Source organism: Bradyrhizobium sp. LTSP857 (genome assembly GCF_000938285.1).
Lineage (GTDB): Bacteria > Pseudomonadota > Alphaproteobacteria > Rhizobiales > Xanthobacteraceae > Bradyrhizobium.
Genome location: NZ_JYMS01000019.1, coordinates 162967 through 180500, shown reverse-complemented (window position 1 = coordinate 180500; position 17534 = coordinate 162967). Strand labels below are relative to the sequence as shown.

14 protein-coding genes are annotated in these 17534 nt (G+C 64.3%); 9 read left to right on the top strand and 5 right to left on the bottom strand.

The genetic code is table 11. The features are described 5' to 3' along the window. Window positions 1-213: 213 nt before the first annotated feature. The 4 genes from metF (at window position 214) to UP06_RS10590 (ending at window position 6827) form a co-directional block, all read left to right on the top strand. Complete coding sequence (gene metF, locus UP06_RS10605) at window positions 214-1140, top strand: methylenetetrahydrofolate reductase [NAD(P)H] (protein ID WP_045002486.1); 927 nt, start codon at window positions 214-216, stop codon at window positions 1138-1140. A gap of 6 nt (window positions 1141-1146) precedes the next feature. Further along, window positions 1147-5007, top strand: a complete 3861-nt coding sequence (metH, locus tag UP06_RS10600) for a methionine synthase (RefSeq protein ID WP_045002485.1) — start codon at window positions 1147-1149, stop codon at window positions 5005-5007. A gap of 264 nt (window positions 5008-5271) precedes the next feature. Next, the gene (locus tag UP06_RS10595; RefSeq protein WP_045002484.1) at window positions 5272-5592 is read left to right on the top strand and encodes a hypothetical protein; all 321 of its coding nucleotides are present in this window, start codon (window positions 5272-5274) and stop codon (window positions 5590-5592) included. A 227-nt stretch (window positions 5593-5819) separates the two neighbouring features. Then, entirely contained in the window at window positions 5820-6827 is a 1008-nt protein-coding gene (locus UP06_RS10590) for a DUF3592 domain-containing protein (protein WP_045002483.1), read from the top strand. Between the two features lie 14 nt (window positions 6828-6841). Here UP06_RS10590 and UP06_RS10585 read toward each other — a convergent pair whose 3' ends face one another. Continuing rightward, entirely contained in the window at window positions 6842-7471 is a 630-nt protein-coding gene (locus tag UP06_RS10585) for a glutathione S-transferase family protein (RefSeq protein WP_045002482.1), read from the bottom strand. A 155-nt stretch (window positions 7472-7626) separates the two neighbouring features. Here UP06_RS10585 and UP06_RS10580 point away from each other — a divergent pair, with 155 nt between their 5' ends. The 3 genes from UP06_RS10580 (at window position 7627) to UP06_RS10570 (ending at window position 10381) form a co-directional block, all read left to right on the top strand. Beyond that, complete coding sequence (locus UP06_RS10580; RefSeq protein WP_045002481.1) at window positions 7627-8574, top strand: threonine/serine dehydratase; 948 nt, start codon at window positions 7627-7629, stop codon at window positions 8572-8574. An 11-nt stretch (window positions 8575-8585) separates the two neighbouring features. Beyond that, the gene (locus tag UP06_RS10575; protein ID WP_045002480.1) at window positions 8586-9008 is read left to right on the top strand and encodes a DUF6636 domain-containing protein; all 423 of its coding nucleotides are present in this window, start codon (window positions 8586-8588) and stop codon (window positions 9006-9008) included. 215 nt (window positions 9009-9223) lie between these two features. Continuing rightward, window positions 9224-10381 carry a BBP7 family outer membrane beta-barrel protein gene (locus UP06_RS10570; RefSeq protein ID WP_045002479.1) on the top strand — a complete coding sequence of 386 codons (1158 nt, stop codon included), beginning with the start codon at window positions 9224-9226 and terminating at the stop codon, window positions 10379-10381. A gap of 104 nt (window positions 10382-10485) precedes the next feature. Here the strand turns inward: UP06_RS10570 and UP06_RS10565 are convergent, their stop codons facing one another. Then, the gene (locus UP06_RS10565; protein ID WP_045002478.1) at window positions 10486-11079 is read right to left on the bottom strand and encodes a GNAT family N-acetyltransferase; all 594 of its coding nucleotides are present in this window, start codon (window positions 11077-11079) and stop codon (window positions 10486-10488) included. A 228-nt stretch (window positions 11080-11307) separates the two neighbouring features. Continuing rightward, window positions 11308-12810 carry a glycerol kinase GlpK gene (gene glpK / locus UP06_RS10560; RefSeq protein ID WP_045002477.1) on the bottom strand — a complete coding sequence of 501 codons (1503 nt, stop codon included), beginning with the start codon at window positions 12808-12810 and terminating at the stop codon, window positions 11308-11310. Between the two features lie 210 nt (window positions 12811-13020). On the opposite strand from glpK, the gene UP06_RS10555 reads away from it, so the two are divergent. Next, window positions 13021-14379: an MBOAT family O-acyltransferase gene (locus UP06_RS10555; protein WP_045002618.1), complete on the top strand. Its 1359-nt coding sequence runs from the start codon at window positions 13021-13023 to the stop codon at window positions 14377-14379. Between the two features lie 2 nt (window positions 14380-14381). Then, complete coding sequence (locus UP06_RS10550; protein WP_045002476.1) at window positions 14382-15275, top strand: hypothetical protein; 894 nt, start codon at window positions 14382-14384, stop codon at window positions 15273-15275. Between the two features lie 14 nt (window positions 15276-15289). Here UP06_RS10550 and UP06_RS10545 read toward each other — a convergent pair whose 3' ends face one another. Both UP06_RS10545 and pimD read right to left on the bottom strand, forming a co-directional pair. Beyond that, entirely contained in the window at window positions 15290-16063 is a 774-nt protein-coding gene (locus tag UP06_RS10545) for an SDR family NAD(P)-dependent oxidoreductase (protein WP_045002475.1), read from the bottom strand. A 166-nt stretch (window positions 16064-16229) separates the two neighbouring features. After that, window positions 16230-17372, bottom strand: a complete 1143-nt coding sequence (pimD, locus tag UP06_RS10540) for a pimeloyl-CoA dehydrogenase small subunit (protein ID WP_045002474.1) — start codon at window positions 17370-17372, stop codon at window positions 16230-16232. Between the last annotated feature and the right edge of the window lie 162 nt (window positions 17373-17534).

Here is a 17534-nt window from a genome sequence, read left to right as displayed (position 1 = left end):
GGCTTATAATTCACCTCAGCTATTTGATATATTTACATTATTTCGCCATGCCGAAGTTTCCCACATCCACTTAGCGCAACGCAATAATTCACCTTCACATCCAATAAGTGGGCCATTTCCCACTACCGATGGGCTGTCGAGAAAACCCCCTTTGCCCTATCTTAGCCTCTCCCAAGCTAGAGCCGACCGCCCGAGACTGGAGTAAGTGGTGCCATGACCGATCTGACGAAGCCTGCGGCAGCCGACGGGCAAGACGGGCACCTCTCTTCGAAGCGGCCTGCGATCTCCTTCGAGTTCTTTCCGCCCAAGACCGAGGATATGGAGCGGAATCTCTGGGACACCATCAACCGCTTGGCCCCGCTCGACCCGAAATTCGTCTCGGTGACCTATGGCGCCGGCGGCTCGACCCGTGAGCGCACCCATTCGACCATCTCGCGGATCCTGAAAGAAACCGCGCTGCTGCCGGCCGCGCATCTGACCTGCGTCGGCGCCTCGCGCGGCGAGATCGACGAGATCGTCGACCGCTATCACGAGGTCGGCGTTCGCCACATCGTCGGCCTGCGCGGCGATCCCGCCGGCGGCATCGGCACGCCCTACGCCAGCCACCCCGACGGCTACCAGAGCTCGGCCGATCTCGTCGCGGGAATCAAGAAGCGGCATGCCGACATCGAGGTCTCGGTCTCGGCCTATCCTGAGAAGCATCCCGAAGCGCGCGACTTCGACGACGACATCGACACGCTGAAGGCCAAGGTCGACGCCGGCGCTGCGCGCGCCATCACCCAGGTGTTCTTCGATAACGACCTCTACTTCCGCTATCTCGACCGCGTCCGCGCGCGTGGCATCAACATCCCGATCGTGCCGGGCATCATGCCCATGCACAATTTCAAGCAGGCGAGAGCCTTCGTCACCCGCGCCGGCACATCTGTTCCGAACTGGCTTGCCGAAAAGTTCGAGGGCCTCGACGACGACGCCGAAACCCGCAAGCTCGTGGCCGCCACCGTCGCCGCCGGGCAGGTGCAGAAGCTCGCCAAGCGCGGCGTCGACACCTTCCATTTCTACACCATGAACCGCGCCGATCTCGTATTCGCGATCAGCCATTTGCTCGGCATTCGCGCCAAGAGCGCGCAGAAGGCGGCCTGACCCAAGATGACGATTCCCGTTTCCGCCAAGCGAACTGCCCTGCTCAACGCCGCGCGCGAGCGCATTCTCGTGCTGGACGGCGCCATGGGCACGATGATCCAGAATCTCCAGTTCGACGAAGCCGCCTTCCGTGGCGAGCGCTTCAAGAACTTTCATCGCGACCTGCGCGGCAACAACGACCTGTTGATCCTGACCCAGCCGCAGGCGATCGAGGACATTCACGCCGCCTATTTGCGCGCCGGCGCAGACATCGTCGCGACCAACACTTTCTCGACGACCTCGATCGCGCAAGCCGATTACGATCTCGCCGACATCGTCTACGACATGGCGCGCGAAGGCGCCCGTCTCGCAGGCAATGCCGCGCGACGTGTCGAAGCCGAAGACGGTAAGCCGCGCTTCGTCGCCGGCGCCCTCGGACCGACCAACCGCACCGCCTCGATCTCGCCTGATGTGGCCAATCCCGGCTACCGTGCCGTCACCTTCGACGATCTGCGTGAATCCTATGGCGAGCAGATTCGTGGCCTGCTCGACGGCGGCGTCGACATTCTTCTGGTCGAGACCATTTTCGACACGCTGAACGCCAAGGCGGCGCTCTATGCGATCGCCGAGATCACCGAACAACGCGGCATCGACGTGCCCGTGATGGTGTCGGGCACCATCACCGACAAATCCGGCCGCCTGCTCTCCGGCCAGTTGCCAGAAGCGTTCTGGCACTCGGTGCAGCACGCCAAGCCTGTCACCATCGGCTTCAACTGCGCGCTCGGCGCGGAAGATCTGCGCGCGCACATCGCTGATATCGGCCGCGTCGCCGATACGCTCGTTTGCGCCTATCCGAATGCCGGCCTGCCCAACGAGTTCGGCCAGTATGACGAGACGCCAGAGTATATGGCGCGGCTGGTCGGCGAGTTCGCGAGCGCGGGCCTCGTCAACATCGTCGGCGGCTGCTGCGGCACCACGCCGGACCATATCGCCGCGATTGCCGCAGCCGTCGCTCCGCACAAGCCGCGCATCGTGCCGGAGATCGAGCCTCACTTAAGGCTCTCCGGTCTCGAGCCCTTCATTCTGACAGACGCGATCCCGTTCGTGAATGTCGGCGAGCGCACCAACGTCACGGGATCGGCGCGCTTCCGCAAGCTGGTCACGGCTGGCGACTACACGGCAGCGCTGCAAGTCGCACGCGACCAGGTCGAGAACGGCGCGCAGATCATCGACGTCAACATGGACGAGGGCCTGCTCGACTCCGAAGCGGCGATGGTGACCTTCCTCAACCTCGTCGCCGCCGAGCCCGACATCGCCCGCGTGCCCGTGATGGTCGACAGCTCGAAATTCTCGGTGATCGAGGCCGGCCTGAAATGCGTGCAGGGCAAGCCGGTCGTCAACTCGATCTCGATGAAAGAGGGCGAGGAGAAGTTCATCCACGAAGCGCAGATCGCGCGGCGCCATGGTGCGGCTGTCGTGGTGATGGCGTTCGACGAGGTCGGCCAGGCCGACACCTTCAAACGCAAGACCGAGATCTGCAAGCGCGCCTACGACATCCTGGTCGACCGCGTCGGCCTCCCGCCGGAAGACATCATCTTCGATCCGAATATCTTCGCGATCGCGACCGGCATCGAGGAGCACAACAATTACGGCGTCGACTTCATCGAGGCGACGCGCTGGATCCGCAAGAACCTGCCGGGCGCGCACATCTCGGGCGGCGTGTCGAACTTGTCGTTCTCGTTCCGCGGCAACGAGCCGGTGCGCGAGGCCATGCACTCGGTGTTCCTGTATCACGCCATCAAGGCCGGCATGGACATGGGCATCGTCAATGCCGGGCAGATGATCGTCTATGACGACATCGATCCTGAATTGCGCCAGGTGTGCGAGGACGTCGTCCTCAATCGCGATCCGGGCGCATCCGAACGGCTGCTGGCGCTCGCGGAGAAATTCCGCGGCAACAAGACCCAGACCAAAGAAGCCGATCTCGCCTGGCGCGAATGGCCGGTGGCGAAGCGGCTGTCCCACGCGCTCGTGCATGGCATCACCGAGTTCATCGAAGTCGACACCGAGGAGGCCCGCAAGGAATCGAAGCGTCCGCTCGACGTCATCGAGGGGCCGCTGATGGCCGGCATGAACGTGGTCGGCGATCTCTTCGGCGACGGCAAGATGTTCTTGCCGCAGGTCGTCAAATCCGCGCGCGTGATGAAGCAGGCGGTGGCCTGGCTGATGCCGTTCATGGAGGAGGAGAAGGCGCGCAATCTCGCCAACGGCATCGGCACGGAAGGCTCCAGCTCCGCCGGCAAGATCGTGCTCGCCACCGTCAAGGGCGACGTCCACGACATCGGCAAGAACATCGTTGGCATCGTGCTTCAGTGCAATAATTTCGAGGTGATCGACCTCGGCGTGATGGTGCCGGCCGCAAAGATCGTCGAGACCGTGAAGGCAGTGAAGGCCGACATCGTGGGTCTGTCCGGTCTGATCACGCCCTCGCTCGACGAGATGGCATTCTTCGCCAGCGAATTGCAGCGCGAAGGCCTGAAGCTGCCGCTGCTGATCGGCGGCGCCACCACGAGCCGCGTGCATACCGCGGTCAAGATCGACCCGAGCTATCGCGCCGGACCCGTGGTGCATGTCAACGACGCCAGCCGCGCCGTCGGCGTTGCGTCGTCGCTGCTGTCGCCCGAGAGGCGCGAGGCCTATGCCGCTGACGTGCGCGCCGAATACGCAAAGATCTCCGACGCGCATTTCCGCGCACAGGCCGACAAGAAGCGACTGAAGCTGTCGGTTGCGCGCGCCAACCGCGTGCCGGTCGATTTCGCGGCGAACAAGCCTGTGAAGCCGACCTTCCTCGGCACCAGGAGCTTTGACGCATACGACCTCGCCGAGCTCGTGCCCTATATCGACTGGACGCCGTTCTTCCAGACCTGGGAGCTCGCTGGCCGCTTCCCCGCCATTCTCGACGATGCCAAGGTCGGCGAGGTCGCGCGCTCGCTCTACGACGATGCGCGCAAGATGCTCGACCTGATCGTCAAGGAAAAATGGTTCCGGGCGCGCGCGACGATCGGCTTCTGGCCGGCAAACGCACAAGGCGACGACATCGTGCTCTATGCCGATGAGAGCCGCACCAAGACCATCGCGACGCTGCACACGCTGCGCCAGCAGCTCGAAAAGCGCGAGGGCCGTTTCAACGCGGCGCTCTCCGACTTCATCGCGCCGGTGGACACCGGCGTACCCGACTATATCGGCAGCTTCGTCGTCACCGCGGGAATCGGTGAGGATGTGATTGCCGACCGCTTCAAGATGGCGAATGACGACTATTCCTCGATCCTGTGCAAAGCGCTCGCCGACCGCCTCGCAGAAGCTTTTGCGGAGCGCATGCATGCCCGCGTGCGCCGCGAGTTCTGGGCCTATGCGCCGGACGAGACGCTGTCGACCGACGATCTGATCCTCGAAAAATACCAGGGCATCCGCCCCGCGCCCGGCTACCCCGCGCAGCCCGATCACACCGAGAAGGCGACGCTGTTCGAGTTGCTCGACGCGGAAGCCACCGCCGGCGTGAAGCTGACAGAGAGCTTTGCGATGTGGCCGGGCAGTTCAGTGTCCGGGCTCTATCTTGCGAACCCCGCGAGCTATTATTTCGGCGTCGGCAAGATCGAGCGCGACCAGGTCGAGGACTATGCCGCGCGCAAGGGCATGACGGTCGCCGAGACCGAGCGCTGGCTCGCGCCGGTGCTGAACTACATCCCGGCGCGAGAGGCCGCGAGCGACAAGGCATTCGCGGCAACGCCGGCGAATGACGAGACCTCGAAGGACCTCGCCTCGCATCCGCCAGGCTGCAACTGCGCGGTGCATCTCGTCTGGCAGAAGAAGCGCGCAGGCGCGGGCTAGGCCTCCCTGCACTCAAAAAGCGAAAAACAACCCCATGCACAGTAGGCGTGGGGTTGAAACGCTTGAGGAATCTCGCCCGAAGCGAGGTTGCTTGCTCCGTCGGGCAAAACACCTGTATCAATGCATGATCGCCAGCCGCGCCCGCTTGGTCCTCTCCGCCTCGGGCTCGCGCTTCCGCTTTCACTCCCCATATGACGGATTTTTAAGTAGCGCTCGCACGCGAATCAGCGGCCCATTGCAATACGAGGCCAGCGGAGACGAGCCGTGTCGCGCCATCACACCCTGCCGCCGATCGTGTATACGCCGGCGCCTCCCAAGCCGAAGGAGACCCGGCGACGTCGCGGCGTCGGATCGACGCAGGGCACCTCCGCTGCCGACGAAGCTGACGAGACCGAGGAAAGCGGCGCGCCCGCCCAGCCGACCTTCGCCCGTGGCGCCGGCCAGGCCGCCCAAGGTGCGCCGCCATTCAAAGCCGCCGAGCAGCACATCCCTCCAACCACCGGCAAGCTGAGCTCCGACACACTGAAGACGATGCTCGAGGTTCAGGAACAGGCCAGCGCAGAAAGCGGCAAGGACAAGCTGTAATCCCGTAGCCCGCATGAGCGAAGCGACATGCGGGGCCAATTGTCCCGGATATCGCTGCGCTCATCCGGGCTACTGGACTCCGGCCGCTCTCACCCCTTCGGCGGCGCAGCGGCTGCACGATCTCATTTTTCGCGGCGCGTTGCGCCCCCACAAGTCCCCACATGCCGTGAACGCAACGCGCGCTCGCCGCGACCAATGGCGGTCGCCACCGAAGAGCAGGGAATCGGATGCTGGACCCCCAACAATTGATGTGGACGCAGATTGCCGCCGGCATCGCGGTGCTGCTGTTTGGATTGATGCTGTTCAGCCTGGTCCGCATGCGGGGCCGGATGCAGGCCGCGCGGAGCTGGGACAAGGTGGAGGGCATCATCACGGTCTCCCGGGTCGACCAGCCGGCGGCGCACGCCTCGGACGATCAGAACGACGCCAAGCCCATCATCCGCTATCGTTATCAGGCCGGCGGCCAGGAGCTGGAAAGCGACAATATCTTTGTCGGCGGCCCTGCCATCACGACGAGGGTATTGGCCGCAAAACTGACCGGACGATATCCGGTCGGGGCGCATGTCGACGTGCATTTCGATCCGAAGCAACCGACCGAGGCGCTGCTTGAACCTGCCGCGGCGCAGAACGTCGCGGCGCTGGTGGCGTTCACCATCGTATTCGGTTTCATTGCCGCCACCCTGACCGCGCATTCGCTCGCGGGTCACGTGCTCTACGCCGACAATGGCGTTCCGCTGTTCGCGTTCGCGCTGCCGATCATCGTGCTCGTGGGCGGCGTGTTCTGCGTCGCAGAGTATGTCAGGGCGCGCCGGCTGGCGAGCGCCAGCCTGCGCTGGCCGACCGCGTCGGGCAGGGTCACCCAATGCGACGTGATCGAGGAGATCATCGAGGAGAAGAGCGATCATGACGACAAGCCGACGACCAGCAAGCTCCAACATCGCTATCAGGTCGCCCTGCGCTATGCCTACAGGGTCGGCAAGCGCGACTTCATCGGCACCGAAGTCGATTGGGGCGGCACCATGATCTCCGGGTTGCGCGAGGTCGCCGCAGAGGCCGCGGCGAAATATCGTCCCGGGCAGAACGTCAAAGTCTATTACGATCCAGACCAGCCGGGACAAGCCGTGCTGGAGCCTGCGAGCCGGGAAGGCGCGCTGGGGCCTCTGATCGGTGCCGCGGTCTGCGCGATCGTCGGCGGCGTCTTTTTGACAATCCTGATCAAGATCGGGTTTGCGTAGCGGCGTTTGGTGGCTCACCCCTTCGGTGGCGCCAGCGGCTGCACGATCTCCTTGAACGGCGCCAGCGCCTCGCAGCGTTCAGCATGCGCCGACAGCGCCGGATAGCGCGCGGTGTCGAACAGCTGCGGATGCGCCTCACGGGTGAAGCGGACCACGCAGGCGACAGCGACGTCGGCGTGGCCGATGCGGTCGCCGAGCCAGTACGACGCCGACACCTTGGCACGCTCGGCTTCGAGCACGCTCAAGACGTCGCCGATCTGCGCCTGGCAACGCTCGACCCACAGCGCGAGCTGCTCCTTCCGCAGCACGCGCTCATAGAGCAGGCTCACCGCCTTGTCGCCGAGTCCGGAGGCGAGCGCACAAATGCGCAAATGGCGTCGCCGCTCGACGCCGCTGCGCGGCAGCAGCGCCTTCTCCGCGCCTACGAGTTCGTCGAGATAATCGAGGATGATGGTGCTCTCGATCAGCGCTTCGCCATCGTCGAGCACCAAGGTCGGCACCCGGCGAAGCGGATTATACGGCGCGATCTTGTCGGCATCGCCGAAGGTCGACCATGGCTTGTGCTCGAAAGCGAGCCCGTAGAGCCGGAGCGCAATCGCAACGCGGCGGACGAAGGGGGAATCATATTGGCCGATCAGGAACATGGTTCTCGCTCTTCTCTATCGTTGGACAAGGCAGGGCCGACCAGTTTCCACGACAAGATCGCCGCCGCGCAAGAAAGATCTTGGACATGGAGCATTGCGCCGGATGCAACGACGCCGGGACAGCGTCTCCCGGATGCGCTATCAAGGTGAGTATCATGACCGCGACAACAGACATCACGCGCGAGCGGATTGCGTCGACCGAGGCGGTGATCCGCCCCCATATCAGGCGCACGCCGCTGCTCGCGGCCAACCTCGCCGATTTTGGGCTGCCGTCCGCGCCCGTCACGTTCAAGCTCGAAATGTTGCAGCATTCCGGATCGTTCAAGGCGCGGGGCGCCTTCGCGAACCTGCTGTTGCGGAAAGTGCCGGAGGCCGGAATCGTCGCGGCGTCCGGCGGCAATCACGGCGCAGCGGTCGCTTATGCCGCACAACAACTCGGTATCCCCGCCACGATTTTCGTGCCCGAGATCACCTCGCCGGCCAAGGCCGAGCGTATCAGGGGTTACGGCGCGCAGCTGATGATCGGAGGCGCCCGCTACGCCGATGCGCTCGCCGCGAGCGAAACCCATGTCGCGCGGACCGGCGCGCTTGCCGTCCATGCCTATGACCAGGCCGAGACCTTGCTCGGTCAAGGCAGCGTCGGAATGGAGCTGGAGCAGGACGCGCCCGGCATCGACACGCTGCTGGTCGCGGTCGGCGGCGGCGGCCTGATCGGCGGCATTGCGGCGTGGTACCGAGGCCAGACGCGCATCGTGGCGGTCGAGCCGGAGCAATCGCCAACGCTGCACGCCGCCTTCGCGGCGGGCGCGCCGACCGATGCGCCCGCAGGCGGCATTGCCGCCGACAGTCTCGCTCCGCGCCGCGTCGGACAATTGATGTTTCCGATCGCGCGAGCCCATGTCGAGAGAACAGTCCTGGTCACCGACGATGCGATCCAGCAAGCCCAGGCGGCATTGTGGTCGAGCTTGCGCCTGGTGGCTGAGCCCGGTGGCGCAGCCGCATTTGCCGCCTTGCTCTCAGGCCGCTATCGTCCCTCTCCCGGCGAACGGGTCGCGGTGCTGGTCTGCGGCGCCAACACCATTGCGGTGAATTTCAACAGCTAGGGAAGCGTCGCATGATCAGGTATCGCCGACTCATCCTGACGTTGATCCTGCTGCCCCTGACCAACCACGGTGCCCACGCGCAGGATCGCCCGATCGGCTTTTCGACGCCGTCGAAAAACATCGCCTGTCAGTTTTTTACCGACAACGGTCAGGGCGCGCTCCGCTGCGACATCATGAACATGGAGACGCGTCCTCCCCGCCCCGCCAATTGCGAGCTTGAGTACGGCCACGCCTTCGAGATGAGCGCAAAGGGCAGCGCGGGCCGCAGTTGCGTCGGTGACACCATCATGGACCCGTCACTGCCGGTGCTCGTCTATGGCGAGGTGTGGCAGCGCGCGGGATTCACCTGCCGGTCGGAGCAGACGGGGCTGACGTGCTTCAACGCCATGCAGCATGGGTTTTCGCTGGCGCGGGCGGAGCAGAAGGTGTTCTGAGGACGTGCTGACGTAGCCCGCATGAGCGAAGCGACATGCGGGGAGAGTGGCTCCCGCATATCGCTTCGCTCATGCGGGCTACGAGACCTGAATCGCGATGGAGAGCGTGCGATCCCCAACGGCAACAGCCAGGCGTTTTTGCATCGATGCCGCCTCAACTCCACCTTGCCGAACAGAATCGCGCGTGGTTCATTCCGTGGAACCGGGGGCACGGCATGACTCGATGGAAGCTTGGGAAGGCATCGATCGGCGTGGCACTTACGGCGCTCGCGCTAAATAGCGGCGCTCTTGCCGCCGATCTGCCGGTGAAGGCGCCGCCAAAGCCGGTCGACTTCAATCCGTTCTGGGCCGAAGCCGACTATCTCGCCTGGAGCGTGACGGGCGACAAGCTGCCGGCGCTGGTGACGACGAGCCCGGTTGGCACACCGCTGGGCTTGGCCGGTGTGCTCGGCCAGCCCACGACGACGGTGCTGTTCGGCAATTCCAGCGTGAACAACGACTGGCGTTCGGGCGGGCGCATCACCGCCGGCTATTGGTTCGATCCGCAACGCAGCCGCGGCCTCGAAGCCTCGTTCTTCGGGCTGGAGAACCTCTCGACCGGATTTGCGACCGATACCAACGCCAATCCGATCCTGGCGCGGCCCCTCACCAACGCACTGACGGGATTTCCCGACGCCCTGTTTGCGGGATTTCCGGGGCTCGCCACCGGCAGCGTCAACGCCAGCGAAACCTCGCACCTGCTCGGCGCCGGCGCGCTCCATCGCTGGGATCTCGGCGCGTGGAGCGGACAGCGCGTCAGCGCGCTCATAGGCTATCGCTATCTGCGGTCGTCCGACACGCTGACGATCTCGGACACCGCGACTATTCCTGGCTTTGGCACCTTCAGTCCCACCGACAATTTCAAGGCGTCGAGCAATTTCCACGGCCTCGATCTCGGCCTCACCGGCGACTGGCGCAATGGCCCATGGTCGCTGGAGTGGCGCGGCAAGGTCGCGCTCGGTGCCAACCTCAACAGCGCCGACATTTCGGGCTCGACCATTTCGACCGTGGCTGGCGTCACCACGACGGCTCCGGGCGGATTCCTCGCGCTGTCCAGCAATAGCGGTCATTTCTCGCAAACCAAATTCGCCGTGGTGCCGGAGCTGTCGTTGAAGGCGGGTTATCAGGTTGCGCCCGGCTGGCGGCTGATCGCCGGCTACGACGTGATGTACTGGACCGGCGTGCAGCGCGCCGGCGGACTGATCGACACCACCGTCAATCCGAACCTCACGCCACCGCCCGCCGGCGGCGGGCCGAACCGCCCCGCGCCGGTGTTCAACACGACGAACCTGGTGGCGCAGGGTTTCAGCTTCGGCGTGCGGTATAATTATTGAGGACGTGTAGCCCGGATGGAGCGAAGCGTAATCCGGGATTCCGGCGGCGGATGAGAAAGTCCCGGATTGCGCTTCGCTCCATCCGGGCTACGGATCACCGCCTATCACTCGATGATCGGCACATGCCTCGCCGCCGTGCGCGGCGCGATGCCGTCGAGGCGCGGATCGTCGGCGACCTCGATCTGGCGGCGGAAGGGGCAGAAGCCCGAGCGCTGGTAGAACGCGACTGCCAACGGATGGTCGAAGGTGCAGGTGTGCAGCCAGACGCGGCGTACGTCGCTTGACCATGCGCGCTCCAGCGCGCGGTTCATCAGGAAACGCGCGGCACCCGTTCCGATCAGCCCCGCGGTGACGCCGAAATAAACCAGCTCGCACTGGCCGGCTTCGCGAAAATCCAGCTCCAGCAGGCCTTCATCGCGGCCGTCCGCGACCAGTGCATAGACCTCTATTCCCGGTGCGTGGATGATCGCAGCAAGCTCCGCGTCGTTCATGCGCATTCGCGAAAACCACAGCCACTCCTCGCCGACGCGGCGATGGAGATCGCGATACCAGTCGAGCGCGGGCGCGTCGACCTTGCGCAGGGTCCATGCGCCGGGCGGATCGTCACGTCGCGAGGGGCGCGCCGTCATTTCGAGATGGGTGACAACCGCGGCGATTTTGCCGGCGGGAATGTCGGAGTAGCCGTCGGGGAGGATCATGGGGCTGACTCGTTCAGTTTAGGCCAAAGCAGCGGCCATACATTCAGTGTCGTCCCGGCGAAAGCCGGGATCCATAACCACGAGTATAAATTGTTTTGCGGTGTTGGAACGACGAGTCCCGTTCACAACATCTTCTGCGGATTATGGGTCCCGGCCTCCGCCGGGACGACAGCGAGTTTGCGGACACGCCGCCGTTCACCTCAGAGTCAGCGTGATCCCTTCCGCCGCCTATTCCCCCTCGTCGCTCGCGAGCACGCCCTTCACCGCGCGTGCCCAGCCGGCGAGTTTCCGATCGCGCGTGGCCTGGCTCATGTTCGGCTTGAAGCGGTGCTCGAGCCGCCAATTGTCGGCGAATTTGGTCGGCTCGGGATAGACGCCGGCCGCAAGACCAGCGAGATAGGCGGCGCCGAGTGCGGTCGTTTCCTGGATGACGGGACGATCGACCGGCGCGTCGAGGAGATCAGCGAGGCGCTGCATGGTCCAGTCCGATGCGGTCATGCCGCCGTCGACGCGCAGCACGACGCTTGCGACCTCCGAGCTCGGCCAGTCGGCGCGCATTGCAGCCCAGAGATCGAACGTCTGGTAGCAGACACTTTCGAGTGCGGCATGCGCAAGCTCGGCAGGGCCGGTGTTGCGGGTGAGGCCGAACAGCGCGCCGCGCACGCGCGGATTCCAATAGGGCGCGCCCATGCCGACGAAGGCGGGGACGAGATAGACGCTCTGCATCGAATCTGACTGGTCAGCAAGAGGTCCGGTCTCTGCGGCGTGCTTGATGATGCCGAGGCCGTCGCGCAGCCATTGCACCGCTGAGCCTGCAACGAAGATCGAGCCTTCGAGCGCGTAGGTGCGTTTGCCATTGAGCTGATAGGCGATGGTGGTGAGCAGCTTGTTCTTGGAGACCACCGGCGTGGTGCCGGTGTTGAGCAGGGCAAAACAGCCGGTGCCGTAGGTCGACTTCATCATGCCCGGACGGAAGCAGGCTTGCCCGATGGTCGCGGCCTGCTGGTCGCCGGCGATGCCGGAGATTGCGATCGCGCCGCCGAACAGGTCGGGCGTGCTTTCGCCGAAATGCGCGGATGAATCTTTCACCTCGGGGAGCATCGAGCGCGGCACGCCGATGATCTCCAGGAGCTCGTCGTCCCACTGGCCGGTGTGGATGTTGAACAGCAGCGTGCGCGAGGCGTTGGTGGCGTCGGTGGCGTGCACCTTGCCGCCGGTGAGACGCCAGAGCAGATAGCAATCGACGGTGCCGAACATCAGCTCGCCGCGGGCGGCGCGTCCGCGCGCGCCGGGGACGTGGTCGAGAATCCAGCCGACCTTGGTGCCGGAAAAATAGGGATCGATGATCAGACCGGTCTTCTCGGAGATCACCGGCTCGCGGCCATCGGCCTTCAGCTTGGCGCAGATATCGGCGGTGCGGCGATCCTGCCAGACGATGGCGCGGTGCACGGCCTGGCCCGTGGCGCGGTCCCATACCACGGTGGTCTCGCGCTGGTTGGTGATGCCGATCGCGGCGATGTCCTTTGCGGTGATGCCGGCCTGCTCGATCGCGTCGCGACACACCATCACGGTCGAGGTCCAGATGTCCTCGGGCTCGTGCTCGACCCAGCCCGAAGCCGGAAAATGCTGCGGAAACTCGGCTTGCGCGCGCGCCGCAATCGAGATGTCGCTGCGAAACACGATGGCGCGCGAGGAGGTGGTGCCCTGGTCGATGGCGAGGACGAAAGACATGGAGGTTTTCCTGGAAGCTACCTTGGCGTTTTCTTGGCGTTGTCCCGTGAAGGATCATTGTGTCGCGCCAAAGGGAGCGGATTAGGGCGGGAAGGTCAAGGTGGCTTGCGGCGCATCGAGGCGGGTCGCAGTGCACATCCAACTCAACCCGGGAGACTAGGAGGGCGGGAGCGAAGATGGTACATGCCGGGTCGGTTCAATCGGGGCGGCATGACATTCACTTCCCTTCAGTTCGGCATCTTCGTCGCGGTCGTGTTCGGCGCCTATTATTTGCTGCCGTTGCGCCGTTTCCAGGTCCAGCTGCTCGTGCTCGCAAGCCTGGTATTCTATGGCTCCGGCCAACCCGCTCTGCTACCGTTGCTGCTCCTCGCCGTGCTCGGGACCTATCTCTGCATGGTGCTAGCCTTCGACAATCGCGCGGTCTGGATGCCGGCCGGCATCGTCTTCAATCTCGCGCTATTGGCGTTCTTCAAATACAAGCTCCTGTTCATCGACCCGGCCGCGGTTCACCCGACCGCCGTCGCGCTGCTGGATGTCCTGCTGCGGCTGCCATTGCCAATCGGCATCTCATTCTTTGTGTTCCACAACATCAGCCTGCTGGTCGACCTGACGCGGGAGAAGCGGCCGCCGCCTCTGCGCCACGTCTTCCTCTACATCATCTTCTTCCCGCAGCTCGTCTCGGGGCCGATCACGCGCGCGGGCCAGTTCATGCCGCAGATCGTGCCCAAGCGGCTCTCCGACGTCGATTTCGTGGAGGCGGCCAAGTGGATACTCACCGGCTTCTTCTTCAAGCTCTACGTCGCGAACAATCTCAACGAGATGACGTCCTATATGGACTATCCGCTCTATGAGACCGTGGCCACACCGGACCGCTGGCTGCTCGTGTTCCTGTACAGCTACCAGATCTATGCCGACTTTTTCGGCTATTCGGCGATCGCGCTCGGCCTGGGGCTGCTGTTCGGCTACCGCCTGCCCGTCAACTTCAATCTGCCCTACATCTCGGTCTCGTTTTCCGAGTTCTGGACACGATGGCACATCTCGTTGTCCACTTGGCTCAGAACCTATCTCTATATCCCGCTCGGCGGCAACAGAAAGGGGTCAGCCAGAACCTGCCTCAATTTGATGATCGTGATGACGCTCGGCGGGCTCTGGCACGGGGCGAGCTTGAGTTACGCGTTGTGGGGTATGCTGCACGGCCTGCTGCTCGTCGTTGAGCGGCCGTTTCTGAAGATGCTGGGCGAGACCGGGTCTTTCGTCCGGGTCGTCCGCATGGGCGTCGTCTTTTTCTGCGTGACGATGCTCTGGATCCTCTTCAAACTGCCTAACTTCGATCACGCGCTCGGTTACCTCGCAGGCATGTTCTCGCCGACGGACAATCCAAACCCGACAAAACTGTATCGCAACATGGCCCTGCTCTACGCCCTGCCCGTCCTCATCCAGCACCTCGGCATCGGTGCGCTCTTCGACGGCAGATTGCGGCGATGGGAGCCGTATCTCTATGGCGCGCTCGCGGCGCTGGCCTATCTCGAGGCCGGGCCCGACACCGCCTTCATCTATTTCCAGTTCTGACGATGCGGCAGGCATCCGGGCTTCCATGGCTGATCAAATGCACCGGCGTCACGGCGGCGCTGCTGCTGGCCTGCGGCCTTGCCACCGCCCGGTTCGGCTCCCCACTCCAGCAGCCGACCGTCACGACCCGCGACGGCACCATCGTCACTCTCAACCGCTATGTCAGAGAGCGCGTGCCTGACCTCGTGCTGGTCGGCAGCTCGGTCACCTGGCGTCTCAAGGAGGAATATTTCTCGCGTCCCGGCGTCCGCAATCTCGCACTGCCTGGCGGTTCGCCGATGACCAGCCTGGACATCGTCGCGAAGCAGAAAAACTTGCCGAAGGTCGTCCTGATCGAGACCAATGTTCTCACGCGTTTGCCCGACGACACTCTGATCGCCAAATTCTCGGGTGGCGCGCGCACCGAGGCGCTGTTCCTGCGCCCGGTGCGAACGGCGATTGCCGCCTACGAGACGTGGAATCATAAGCCGCCGAATCCTGCAGAAGCGCGCGCCGAGCGGGATCGCCTGCTCCGCGAGTTGCCGAGCACGTTCGACAACAAGGTCTATCTCGATCGTGCCGTCGAACAGATGAATGACGACGACCCCACCGCGCCCGCGCGGGTGAATGTGGCCCGCATCAAGGAGCTTATCGACGACATCGAGCGGCGGGGATCACGCGCCTTCCTGCTCGAGCTTCCGTTCGCAGCGGAGATCGAGGATTCGCGCATGGTCAGGATCAGCAAGGCAATCATCCACGCGGCCTTCCCGGATCGCGGGCGTTGGCTGCCGATCAATCCACCGGTGAGCGAACTGCGCTGGGCCGACGGCGTGCATCTCGACGAACGATCCGCCCTGCTCGTCGTGCGCGCCATCGAGAGCGCGCTGGCCGAGCGCGACAGCGAGCGCGGCCGGTAGCTGAGGAGCGACGACTACACCGCTGCCGTCGTCACACCGCCATCGATCACAATCGTCTGCCCCGTCATGAAACTCGACGCATCCGAGGCGAGGTAGGCTACCGCGCCGGCGATTTCGTCGGGCTCGCCGATGCGGCGGAGCGGCGTGGTGGCGGTGCGGCGCTTGAGGTTGGCTTCGTCTTCCCACAAGGCGCGGGCGAAATCGGTTTTGACGAGGCCGGGCGCGATGCAATTGACGCGGACGCCTTTCGGGCCCCATTCGCCGGCGAGCGAGCGGCACAGCGCGAAGTCGGCGGCTTTGGAGATGCCGTAGGCGCCGATCACGGTCGAGCCGCGCAAGCCTCCGATCGAGGAGATGATGACGACGGAGCCGCCTCCGCGCTCCGCCATCTGCGGGATCGCCAGCGCCGAGAGCCAGATGTTGCTCTTGACGTTCGAGCCCATGATCTTGTCGAAGGCCTCGTCGGTGATGTCGAGCAGCGGGCCGTAATACGGGTTCACCGCGGCGTTGCAGACGAGGATGTCGATCTTGCCGTAATGCTTGGTCGTGCCCGAGATCAGCGCCTCGACCTCGGCCTTGCGCGCGATGTTGCAGGGGATGACGATGGCATCGCCGCCGGCTGCATTGATGCCGTCGGCGACTTCCTTGCAGGCGTCAGCCTTGCGCGATGAGACCACGACCTTGGCGCCGAGCTTTGCCAGCAGTTCGGCGGAGGAGCGGCCGATGCCGCGGCTGGAGCCGGTGACCACGGCGACTTTTCCGGTGAGATCGAACGGGGTGTTTTTCATTGTTGTTGCCTCGCTGCGTCTGCTCGTTCGGTGTCATCGCCCGCCTTGTGCGCACTTGCGCACTGGGGCGGGCGATCCAGTATTCCAGAGGCGGCGCGGCTAGAACCGAGGAGCCGCGGCGTACTGGATCCCCCGCTTTCGCGGGGGATGACAGTCATTCGTGTGGCTAAATCAACCCACCACCATCCGCGACGCGGCGCTGGTGGTAGTCGGTGTCGCCAAAGCTGTTCTCGATCATGGTGAGGCGCTTGAAGTAGTGGCCGATCTTCGCCTCCATGGTCATGCCGATGCCGCCGTGGAGCTGGATCGCCTGCTGGCCGACGAACTTCAGCGACTTGCCGATCTGCACCTTGGCCGCGGCGATCGCATTCGAACGCTCCTTGGCGTCCTCAAAATCACCCGCCATAGTCGCGAACATCGACATCGAGCGAGCCTGCTCGGCGGCGACGAACATGTCGGAGGCGCGGTGCTGGAGCGACTGGAACGAACCGATCGCCACACCAAACTGCTTGCGCGTCTTGATGTACTCGACCGTGGTCTTGAGCGACTCGTCCATCAAGCCGACCGCCTCGGCGCAGAGCGCGACGCGGGCTTCGTCCACCACGCGCTCGATCAACGCGAGACCGTCCTCGGGATTGCCGAGCACCGCATCCGCGCCGACCTCGACACCGGTGAAGGTGATGTCGGCGGCGTGCAGGCCGTCCTGGGTCGGGTACGACTTCTTGGTGACGCCTTTGGCGCTCGCCGGCACCAGGAACACGCCGATGCCGCTGGTGTCGCGGCGGTCGCCCCTGGTACGGGCGGTGACGATGAGGGTGTCGGCATTCTCACCGTTGAGCACGACGAATTTTTCGCCGTCGATGATCCAGCCGTCGCCCTTCTTCTTTGCCGTCGTCGAGACGTCGAAGAGATCGTAGCGCGAATTCTTCTCGAGCTGGGCAAACGCCAGCGTCTTGCTGCCGTCGACGATGCCGGGCACGTGCGCCGCCTTCTGCGCATCGGAGCCCGCATGACGCAGGAAGCCGCCGCCGATCACCACCGTTGCCAGATAAGGCTCGAGCACCAGCGCCTTGCCGAGCGCTTCCATGACGATCATGGTCTCGACGCCGCCGCCGCCGAAGCCGCCATCGGCCTCGCTGAACGGAAGTCCGAGCAGGCCCTGCTCCGCGAGCTTGCCCCAGACGGCTTTGCTCCAGCCGCCCTTCTCCTTCATGTACTTCTTGCGGCTCTCGAAATCGTAGGAATCGGTCAGCAGGCCGTCGATGCTGTCCTTGAGAAGCCGCTGCTCCTCGGTCAAATCAAAATCCATGTTTCTCTCCAAATCGGCGGGAATTGCCCTGCCGTCGCCTTACCCCTCAGAAGTCATCCCCGCGAAGGCGGGGATCCAGTAAACGCAGCCGTCTGTGATCATCACGTCCGCCGCGGCGTACTGGGTCCCCCGCCCAGTGCGCAATTGCGCACAAGGCGGAGG

Coding starts and splice junctions, on each gene's coding strand:
- glpK (WP_045002477.1), bottom strand. CDS start 12,810: ATGTCTTTCGTCCTCGCCATCGACCAGGGCACCACCTCCTCGCGCGCC.
- UP06_RS10570 (WP_045002479.1), top strand. CDS start 9,224: ATGACTCGATGGAAGCTTGGGAAGGCATCGATCGGCGTGGCACTTACG.
- UP06_RS10550 (WP_045002476.1), top strand. CDS start 14,382: ATGCGGCAGGCATCCGGGCTTCCATGGCTGATCAAATGCACCGGCGTC.
- metF (WP_045002486.1), top strand. CDS start 214: ATGACCGATCTGACGAAGCCTGCGGCAGCCGACGGGCAAGACGGGCAC.
- UP06_RS10565 (WP_045002478.1), bottom strand. CDS start 11,079: ATGATCCTCCCCGACGGCTACTCCGACATTCCCGCCGGCAAAATCGCC.
- UP06_RS10575 (WP_045002480.1), top strand. CDS start 8,586: ATGATCAGGTATCGCCGACTCATCCTGACGTTGATCCTGCTGCCCCTG.
- metH (WP_045002485.1), top strand. CDS start 1,147: ATGACGATTCCCGTTTCCGCCAAGCGAACTGCCCTGCTCAACGCCGCG.
- UP06_RS10585 (WP_045002482.1), bottom strand. CDS start 7,471: ATGTTCCTGATCGGCCAATATGATTCCCCCTTCGTCCGCCGCGTTGCG.
- UP06_RS10555 (WP_045002618.1), top strand. CDS start 13,021: ATGACATTCACTTCCCTTCAGTTCGGCATCTTCGTCGCGGTCGTGTTC.
- pimD (WP_045002474.1), bottom strand. CDS start 17,372: ATGGATTTTGATTTGACCGAGGAGCAGCGGCTTCTCAAGGACAGCATC.
- UP06_RS10545 (WP_045002475.1), bottom strand. CDS start 16,063: ATGAAAAACACCCCGTTCGATCTCACCGGAAAAGTCGCCGTGGTCACC.
- UP06_RS10580 (WP_045002481.1), top strand. CDS start 7,627: ATGACCGCGACAACAGACATCACGCGCGAGCGGATTGCGTCGACCGAG.
- UP06_RS10590 (WP_045002483.1), top strand. CDS start 5,820: ATGCTGGACCCCCAACAATTGATGTGGACGCAGATTGCCGCCGGCATC.